Source organism: Brachyspira catarrhinii (genome assembly GCF_005518285.1).
Classification (GTDB): domain Bacteria; phylum Spirochaetota; class Brachyspiria; order Brachyspirales; family Brachyspiraceae; genus Brachyspira; species Brachyspira catarrhinii.
The window spans coordinates 1-4,120 of sequence record NZ_SJDU01000211.1; the positions used below are offsets into that span (position 1 = coordinate 1).

Annotated in this window: 4 protein-coding genes and 1 pseudogene; 4 read left to right on the forward strand and 1 reads right to left on the reverse strand. The window is 33.3% G+C overall.

Translation table 11 applies throughout. The features are described from left to right. The 4 genes and pseudogenes from EZH24_RS08130 to rbr form a co-directional block, all read left to right on the forward strand. Positions 1 to 197, forward strand: a pseudogene (locus tag EZH24_RS08130) (DNA polymerase III subunit delta'); the annotation flags it as partial. 18 nt (positions 198 to 215) lie between these two features. Next, a complete protein-coding gene (locus EZH24_RS08135) occupies positions 216 to 1,220 on the forward strand; it encodes a hypothetical protein (RefSeq protein WP_137998641.1) in 1,005 nt (334 codons plus the stop codon). Positions 1,221 to 1,421: 201 nt separating this feature from the next. Beyond that, positions 1,422 to 2,024: a superoxide dismutase gene (locus EZH24_RS08140; RefSeq protein ID WP_137998643.1), complete on the forward strand. Its 603-nt coding sequence runs from the start codon at positions 1,422 to 1,424 to the stop codon at positions 2,022 to 2,024. A 92-nt stretch (positions 2,025 to 2,116) separates the two neighbouring features. Then, the gene (rbr, locus tag EZH24_RS08145) at positions 2,117 to 2,653 is read left to right on the forward strand and encodes a rubrerythrin (RefSeq protein ID WP_137998645.1); all 537 of its coding nucleotides are present in this window, start codon (positions 2,117 to 2,119) and stop codon (positions 2,651 to 2,653) included. A gap of 132 nt (positions 2,654 to 2,785) precedes the next feature. Here the strand turns inward: rbr and EZH24_RS08150 are convergent. Next, positions 2,786 to 4,120: methyl-accepting chemotaxis protein (locus tag EZH24_RS08150; RefSeq protein WP_236847123.1), on the reverse strand; the 1,335-nt coding region annotated here is incomplete at its 5' end.

Sequence of the window (4,120 nt, forward strand, 5' to 3'; positions counted from 1 at the left end):
CTCTTGAAGATAAATATCTCGAAGTCGAAGATAGAAATTATATATTTCCAAGTTCGGTTTCGGATAAAAGCGTAGCATGGATGATTGACGAATTGGATTATACGATTAATACTCTTATAAACACCAATTCGCAACCTAAAATGGCGCTTTATAAAACTTTAAGTAATATTTATATATGGCTAAATAATTTAAATTAAAAACAGGAGTTAAAAAGCATGAAGAAAATATTTCTTGTATTAACTGTAACGGTTTTGGCATTAAGTTCTCTATACGCTCAAGACGATGCCAATACCAACGAACAAACGGAAAATGAGCAATCTAGCGAAGAAGAAACTATGGATACGGTCGAAGGCATTTCCGCATTCTCTCCGTCTTTTGCGGATTTGAGAAATACGGACGACCAAGCCCTCGATAAAAGTTATAATCTTCTTCAAACAAATTTGTCTATAATAAAAGACGATTATTTATTCAGAATATTATACAAGGCAAATAAAATATTGGAAAATTATACCAATGTAACATTTACGGATACCAACGAAATGTTTTATAACGCCGTGTATTATTACGATTTGGTTGCAAGACCTATAGCGAACGATAATAATGTCGATTTGGCTCTTAGAGAAGTTTATAAATGTTTTAGATTATATGACGAAGTAAAACCGATATACGAAATATTGGGAAAAACAAACGAACTCGTTCAATCCGACTACGAATTAAATTTGTATGCGGGAATTCTAAATCTATTTAAAGGCTCTCATCATTATTACGCCGTAAGTAGAGACCATTTGACAAAAGCCGTTGAAAATATAAACAATAGCGGCTCCGAAGAAGATAATACGACTAATTTAATTATGCTCAACACTTATTTGGCGGGAGTTAATTATAAACTTGCCACAGAAAATCAATATAGCGATGTTAGAAAGGTTTATTATCTAAACGAGATGTTTAATAATTTATGGGATTTGACAACTTTGAAAACGGAAGACGAAACGATAAGAGACGCCAAATATAAACTTCTTATAACAAAATACCATAAAATATTATATACGACTTCCGACCGATTTAGAGCCGTTTATTCCAAATATTACGATGAATTGGGCTTCACTTACGGAGATACGGAAGAAGAAATAATGGGAAGAGATGTTATGCCCGTTTATAAAGACGAAGAAAATTCGGAAGGAGATAGTTCGGGAGAATCTTCTTCGGATACGGCTAATTGATAGAGTTTTTTGGTTCATATAGAATTTTCCTTTAAAAGATTTAAGGCATGCCGATTAATTTTGGTATGCCTTAAATTGTAATTAGTAATATTTATCAATAAGTTAAAAATATTATTTAATAAATACTTGACATAAATTTAAAATAGTTTAAACTTGGAATATAAAAAATAAAAATTCATTAATTATGAAGGAGATTAAAATATGTTTGAATTAATTAAACTACCTTACGGAAAAGAAGATTTAGCGCCTTATATGTCTTCCAATACTTTGGATTTTCACCACGGAAAACATTTAAACGCCTATGTTACCGCCGTTAATGATTTCGTTTCAAAAGACAAATCTTTGGAAGGAAAAAGCATAGAGGACTTGATACTTCTTTCTCATAATAATCCCGATAAACAAGGATTATTCAATAACGCTGGACAGGTTTACAACCATGAAGAGTTTTTTAAAGTTTTGAAAAAATCCGAAAAACCGAGCGTCCCATCGGAATTGGAATCAAAAATAAAATCCGATTTCGGCTCTTTTGACGCTTTCAAAGAAGCTTTCACTACCGCTGGAAAAACTCAATTCGGTTCTGGATGGGCTTGGCTTGTTTTAGCTAACGGAAAATTGGAAGTTAGAAAATATCCTAACGCTATGAATCCCGTTGCCGATAAAGTTCACGGTTTGCTTACTTGCGATGTATGGGAACATGCTTATTATTTGGATTATCAAAACAGACGCCCAGATTTTCTAAATACTTTTATCGACCATTTGGTAAATTGGGAATATGTTGCCGAAAAATTGAAAAATGCAAAATAAGTAAAAATAAATAAGATAATAAATATTTTTTAACGGTTTAATATTTATTAGAGTTTATTAAAAATCATAAAATAAAATTAAGGAGAAATTAAATGAAGGACTTAAAAGGAACAAAAACGGAAAAGAATTTAAATGACGCTTTCGCTGGCGAATCTATGGCAAGAAACAAATACACCTATTTCGCAAGCGTTGCAAGAAACGAAGGATACGAACAAATAGCCGCAATATTCCTCGAAACTGCGGAAAACGAAAGAGAACATGCAAAAATCCATTTCAAATATCTTAACGGAATAGGCGACACTTTGGCTAATTTGCAATCCGCTTGGGAAGGAGAAAATTACGAATACGAAACTATGTATCCTCAAATGGCTAAAGACGCAACCGAAGAAGGCTTTGACGATGTGGCTCGCTCTATGAAATTAATCGGCGATGTCGAAAAAGAACATAGAGAAAGATACGCAAAATTGAGAGAAGCGGTTAAAAACGGAACGGTTTTCAAAAGAAATACCAAAGTTCAATGGAAATGTAGGAATTGCGGTTATATATTCGAAGGAGAATCCGCTCCAGAAGTTTGTCCAGCTTGTAAACATGCGAAAAAATTCTTCGAAGTTAGAGTTGAAAATTATTGATTAAAATGATATAATAATTATAAAATTTTTACTCATAAATAATCACATACCAAAAAGGAGACTTGAAAAAGTCTCCTTTGATTTTTTAAACTTTTATTTTTTTATTATAATTTATAATTATAACGAAATCTATTAATAAAACATATTAGGATTTTTAAAATCTTCTTTTAAAGTATTCAAAACTTCCTCATCGTCTTCTTCCGATATTTTTAATTCGTCTTCGAGAGTTTTTAATTGATAATCAATCTCTCTTTCAATATTAAATTTATCGTCTTTAAGAAGATTCTTTTTGGTTTCTTCCTCTTCTTTTTCCGTGTCTCTATGCGTAATAAAATTCATAAGCAAAGTGTTGAATACGGTAAAATTGGTGTTTAATCTATTTGTCACATCGTAGAATTTATCTCTATTTTCGATAATTTGAGTGGAAAGAGAGTTTAAAGAACTAATCGAATCGTTTACCTCGTTTACATCCATACTTTTAGCTTCCACTATGGTAACGACTTCTCTATTTATTTGGTCTAATAAAGTAATTTGACTGTCGACCTCATCGCCGCTCGTAATCTGTTCTTTTACGCTGTCTTTAACGCCCAAAGAAGTGTCGTTCAATTTTGTAATCGTTTCGAGTATGTCTTTACCGCCAATTTCAAGTTCGCTGTTTGCAATATTTATTTCCGAAACCAATCTCGATGCGTTTTCCGAAATGTTTAATATATTGTTCAAAGTTTTACCGCTATTGTTTGCAAGGTCTACGCTCTCTTCGACTCTTTTCGTAACTCCTCTAATGATAGCCGTTATAGATTTTGCATTTTCGGTCGTATGTTCGGCTAAAGACCTAATTTCATCGGCGATAACCGAAAATCCTCTTCCAGCTTCTCCCGCATGCGAGGCTTCGATAGCCGCGTTCATAGCCAAAAGGTTGGCTTGTTCGGCGATATTTTGAATGATATTAATAATGTTTTTTATCTGTTCGTTGCTCGATTCCACATTTCTAATGGATTCTATCACATCTTCGACTATTTCCGCTCCGCCTTCGGCTTCGATAAGCAGCCTTTTAAATAAAGCGTCCGCATTATTCGTGTTTTTCGCAATACTGCTTATATTTGAAATCATCTCTTCTACGGATGCGGAAGTTTGCTCTACCGAAGAAAATTGACGCTCGATATTGTCGTTAATTCTATAAACCGTTTGCAATAAACCCTCGACCGCAAGAGACGCGGACGAAAACGCGGTTCTCTGTTGCTCGGTAGAACCCGTAATATTTCTTATCGAATCGATTATCGTCTCTATGCTTCCTATACTTTTTTTAATGCTTTCCGTTTGAAAATTAACGCTGTCGGAGTTTTCCGCCATTATTTTTTCAATATTGTTTATATCGTTGGTTAAATTTTCGCTTTTCGATTTTAAATTATCTATAATAAGTTCGAGGTCGTTTATAAATAAATTGAAGTTATAAACCAAAAGCCCGAT